The organism is Mesorhizobium sp. M1A.F.Ca.IN.020.06.1.1, from assembly GCF_004023265.1.
Classification (GTDB): domain Bacteria; phylum Pseudomonadota; class Alphaproteobacteria; order Rhizobiales; family Rhizobiaceae; genus Mesorhizobium.
In genome coordinates this window covers 1-4,154 of sequence record NZ_RZSR01000536.1, presented here as the reverse complement: position 1 = coordinate 4,154, position 4,154 = coordinate 1, and the positions used below count along the sequence as shown (strand labels likewise).

Genomic DNA, 4,154 nt, shown 5'->3' with positions numbered 1-4,154 from the left:
GTTGCGGCTCATGGACATCGAGCCCAATCCGCGCCAGCCGATCAATCTTGGCAACCCCGGGGAATTCACCGTCCTCGAACTGGCCGGCCTGGTGAGGGAACTGACCGGCACCAGGTCGCCCGTCAAATTCCTGCCTTTGCCGGAAGACGATCCCCGCCGGCGACGCCCCGATATAGCCCGTGCGAAGGAGCTTCTCGGATGGGCCCCCAAGGTGCCTCTCCGGCAGGGCCTGCTGCAAACGGTCGTCTACTTCGCCGAACTCGACGGCAGCGCGACCGTGTCGCCCGCCACCGCGACCAACAGGTCCGGGGCAGACGGAGTTGAAACCGGCGGCCCGCAGGATCCCGATGCGTCCCGCGTTCTTTTCACCGAAGCGGAACATCCGACCGAGATTCTGGTTGGGCCCGATAACCGGCACGGAGAACGCAGTCGTGCAGTCGAAGCGATCAGCCAAGGACATCGAGCAGATGGCGGCCGCGGAAACCGCCGCCTTCCTGCGACGAGCCTCCATCACCTACCTCGAATGTTGCGTCAGCCTGATGATGACGCATCTTCAACGCGAAGAAGTCGCAACCATCCTCGAGCGGGAAGCTGACATGCTGCGCAGGCTGGACTGAGCCCCCAGCGCCTCAGACGAATGACGAACAAATAGCATATGAGCCCCGCAGTCTGAGGTCCGAACGTCCACCTCGCCAATGAAGGGGACCCGATATGAGTCTCGGCACAATCCTCATTATTATCCTGATCTTGTTGCTGATCGGCGCGATCCCGGCCTGGCCGTATTCGTCGGGCTGGGGCTATGGGCCTTCGGGCGTGCTCGGCGTCATACTTGTCATCCTGGTGATCATGGCGCTCATGGGCCGGATTTGAGGCCGAGCGGGCGAGATTCCATTAGCCGCACTCCGAACGTCGCGTCCTGCGCTGGCCTCGGAGACAACGCGGCAACGGGGGTATTGAACGTCGACCGCATCGGCGAATTTTCCACCTCTCAAGGAACATTCCTGACCGGTCACAGTTCGGCGCGAGGAACTTACCTCCAACAATAGAGGCGGCGGTTTCGTGACATCGAAAAAGGTTCGCATCGGCATCGTCGGTGTCGGCAATTGCGCATCCTCCCTAGTGCAAGGCCTCACCTATTATCGTCAGGCAAAAAGCAACGAGCCGATCCCCGGGCTAATGCATGCCGATCTCGGCGGCTACCATGTCGAAGACATCGAGGTCGTCTGCGCCTTCGACGTCGCCAAGAGCAAGGTCGGGCGCGATGTGGCCGAAGCAATCTACAACGCCCCGAACAACACCTTCCGTTTTGCCGATGTGGCGCCGATCGGCGTGCGCGTGCAACGCGGACCTACACTCGACGGCATCGGCAAATATCTGCGCGATGAAATCGAGGAAGCGAATGAGCCGGTCGCCGACGTGACCGCAGGCCTTCGGGAAAGCGGGGCCGAGGTGCTGGTGTCCTATCTGCCGGTCGGCTCGGATGCGGCAACCCGCTATTATGCCGAATGCGCGTTGGGGGCCGGGTGCGCTTTCGTCAACTGCATACCGGTCTTCATCGCTTCGCGGCCGGAATGGCGCCGCCGCTTCGAAGAGCGCGGCCTGCCCCTGATCGGAGACGACATCAAGAGCCAGGTCGGCGCTACCATCGTTCACCGGCTGCTCGCCAATCTGTTTCGGGAGCGCGGGGTGCGCATCGACCGCACCTACCAGCTCAACTTCGGCGGCAACACGGACTTCCTCAACATGCTGGAGCGTGAGCGGCTGGAATCGAAAAAGATCTCCAAGACGCAGTCGGTCACCAGCCAGATCGATGTACCGCTCGAGCCCGGCAACATCCATGTCGGACCCAGCGATCATGTGCCTTGGCTCACCGACCGCAAATGGGCCTATATCCGGGTCGAAGGCACGACCTTCGGCGGCGTCCCGCTGAATGCCGAACTCAAGCTGGAAGTCTGGGATTCCCCCAACTCCGCCGGAGTGGTCATCGACGCGGTGCGCTGCGCCAAGCTGGCGCTCGATCGCGGTATCGCTGGGGCGCTCACCGGGCCTTGCAGTTATTTCATGAAGTCTCCGCCGGAGCAGTTCACCGATGCCGAAGCCCGCCTGCGCACCCTCGCCTTCATAGCCGGTAGGGGCGAGCCGATGCTCGACGCCGCGGAATGACAACGACTATTTTCCTCGTGCGGCATGCTGCGTATGACAATGTCGGCCGCTATCTGGCAGGCCGCCAGGATATCGATCTTGACCAAACCGGCCAGGCACAGACGCTGCGTCTGGCCCGCCGTCTGGCGAGGGAACCGCTCGCGGCCATTTTCAGCAGCCCGCGCAAGCGCACCTTGGAAACCGCGAAACCGATCGCTGTCGCCTGCAATATCGAGCAGATCGGAATCTGCCAGGAATTGGACGAGATCGATTTCGGCGCATGGTCCGGCAAGACATTCGAAGAGCTGGCCGATGACGCCGCCTGGCGGATGTGGAACGACCAGCGACAGAGCGCCCGAACACCGAGCGGCGAGACCATGCAGGACACCCAGCAGCGGATCGTCGACCTCATGGACGTGCTGCGCGAACAGGCCCCAAACCGATGCGTTGCACTGATCAGTCACGCGGACGTCATCAAGGCTGCGGTGTGCAAGGTGCTTGGCCTTCAGCTCGGCGACTGTTTTCGCTTCGACATCGAACCTGCCTCGATCACCACCGTCGTCCATGGCGACTGGGGCTCTAAGCTCATTCGCCTGAACGAAATCGCCTGACTGGAGCTGCCCGATGCGCATGGTGATCTTCGGCCTCACGGTCACCTCTTCCTGGGGAAACGGACATGCCACGCTTTGGCGCGGGCTGATACGCGCGCTGGCGCCACTCGGCTGGTCGATCAGCTTCTTTGAGCGCGACACGCCCTACTATGCCGGCGCAAGGGATCTCACCCATCTCGATGGCGGCCACGTGGTGCTCTATCCGGGATGGGATGATATTGCCCAGGCTGCGGCAATCGCGGTCCGGCAGGCTGACGCGGTCATCGTCACCTCCTACTGCCCGGATGCTGTTGAAGCCTCACGCCTCGCGCAGGAGAGTTGCCGTGGGCTCAAGGTGTTCTACGATCTTGATACCGCGGTGACGCTCGCGCGCATCGAGCAGGGCGAGCAGCCTCCCTATTTCGGTCCGGAAGGCCTTCGCGATTTCGATTTGGTGCTGAGCTACACCGGCGGCGAGGCACTCGGTGCGCTCAAGTCCATGCTGGGGGCGCGCCGTGTCGTGCCGCTCTACGGCCATGTCGATCCGGAGCGTCATCGGCCGGCAAAGTCCAGGCTCGAGTTTGCGGGCGATCTGTCCTACCTCGGCACTTATGCCTCGGATCGCCAGGCCGGCGTCGAGAAGCTGCTCGTCGCGCCCGCCGTCCGGCTGCCGGATCGCCGTTTCGTCATTGGCGGCGCTCAATATCCGCAGGAGTTTCCGTGGAGCGACAACATCTTCTTCGTCAGGCATTTGCCGCCTGCCGATCATCCGGCCTTCTTCTGCTCGTCACGTCTCACCCTGAATGTCACCCGCGAGGCCATGGCGCGCAAGGGCTGGTGCCCCTCCGGCCGGCTGTTCGAAGCGGCTGCCTGCGGCGCCGCCATCGTTTCCGACGACTGGCCGGGTCTGGACGACTTCTTCGAGCCCGGCTGCGAAATCCTGCTTGCACATTCCACCGACGATGTGGTCGCCGCGCTCGGTTTGTCGGACCGCGAGCTCGAGGCGTTGCGCCGCCGAGCCCGCGAACGCGTCCTCGACGAACACACATCCGCACGCCGCGCCGCGGAACTGGACCGGATTCTGGTCGAAGCCGCCACCGCGCCAGCAAGCGAACCGATGAAGGAAACCGTCTGATGTTGGGTATCGTGCCTGCGGCGGGGCGCGGCAGCCGCATTCAACCGCTGGGTTTTTCCAAGGAACTGCTCCCGGTTGGCAGCCGGATGGACGGGCAAACCGAGCGTCCGTGCGCGGTCAGCGAGTATCTGGTGCGCCGAATGGTGCGCAACGGCGTCGACAGGATCTGCTTCATCATCGGTTCGGGTAAGTCCGATATCCTCGAATACTATGCGGCCGGCTATGACAGCGCGGCCGCGATTTTCGTGGCCCAGCCCTCTCCCGTCGGTCTTTGCGGCGCGATCTTC

At 63.1% G+C, this 4,154-nt stretch carries 4 protein-coding genes and 2 pseudogenes; all 6 read left to right on the top strand.

Annotated elements, in window-relative coordinates; genetic code table 11:
• Positions 1-595 (top strand): annotated as a pseudogene (locus EOA60_RS39125) (SDR family NAD-dependent epimerase/dehydratase); the annotation flags it as partial.
• Between the two features lie 116 nt (positions 596-711).
• The gene (locus tag EOA60_RS21695; RefSeq protein WP_066991972.1) at positions 712-870 is read left to right on the top strand and encodes a DUF3309 domain-containing protein; all 159 of its coding nucleotides are present in this window, start codon (positions 712-714) and stop codon (positions 868-870) included.
• Positions 871-1,059: 189 nt separating this feature from the next.
• Positions 1,060-2,163 carry an inositol-3-phosphate synthase gene (locus tag EOA60_RS21690; protein WP_095826275.1) on the top strand — a complete coding sequence of 368 codons (1,104 nt, stop codon included), beginning with the start codon at positions 1,060-1,062 and terminating at the stop codon, positions 2,161-2,163.
• Entirely contained in the window at positions 2,160-2,753 is a 594-nt protein-coding gene (locus EOA60_RS21685) for a histidine phosphatase family protein (RefSeq protein ID WP_128311845.1), read from the top strand. Before EOA60_RS21690 ends, EOA60_RS21685 begins: the two co-directional genes overlap by 4 nt.
• A 13-nt stretch (positions 2,754-2,766) precedes the next feature.
• Positions 2,767-3,867 (top strand): glycosyltransferase, encoded by a 1,101-nt coding sequence (locus tag EOA60_RS21680; protein ID WP_127335131.1) that lies wholly within the window; start codon positions 2,767-2,769, stop codon positions 3,865-3,867.
• Positions 3,867-4,154: pseudogene (locus EOA60_RS21675) on the top strand (nucleotidyltransferase family protein); the annotation flags it as partial. The gene EOA60_RS21680 and the pseudogene EOA60_RS21675, both read left to right, overlap by 1 nt.

Excerpts from the sequence above, each read along its gene's own strand:
- EOA60_RS21695 (WP_066991972.1), top strand. The coding sequence starts at position 712 with ATGAGTCTCGGCACAATCCTCATTATTATCCTGATCTTGTTGCTGATC.
- EOA60_RS21685 (WP_128311845.1), top strand. The coding sequence starts at position 2,160 with ATGACAACGACTATTTTCCTCGTGCGGCATGCTGCGTATGACAATGTC.
- EOA60_RS21680 (WP_127335131.1), top strand. The coding sequence starts at position 2,767 with ATGCGCATGGTGATCTTCGGCCTCACGGTCACCTCTTCCTGGGGAAAC.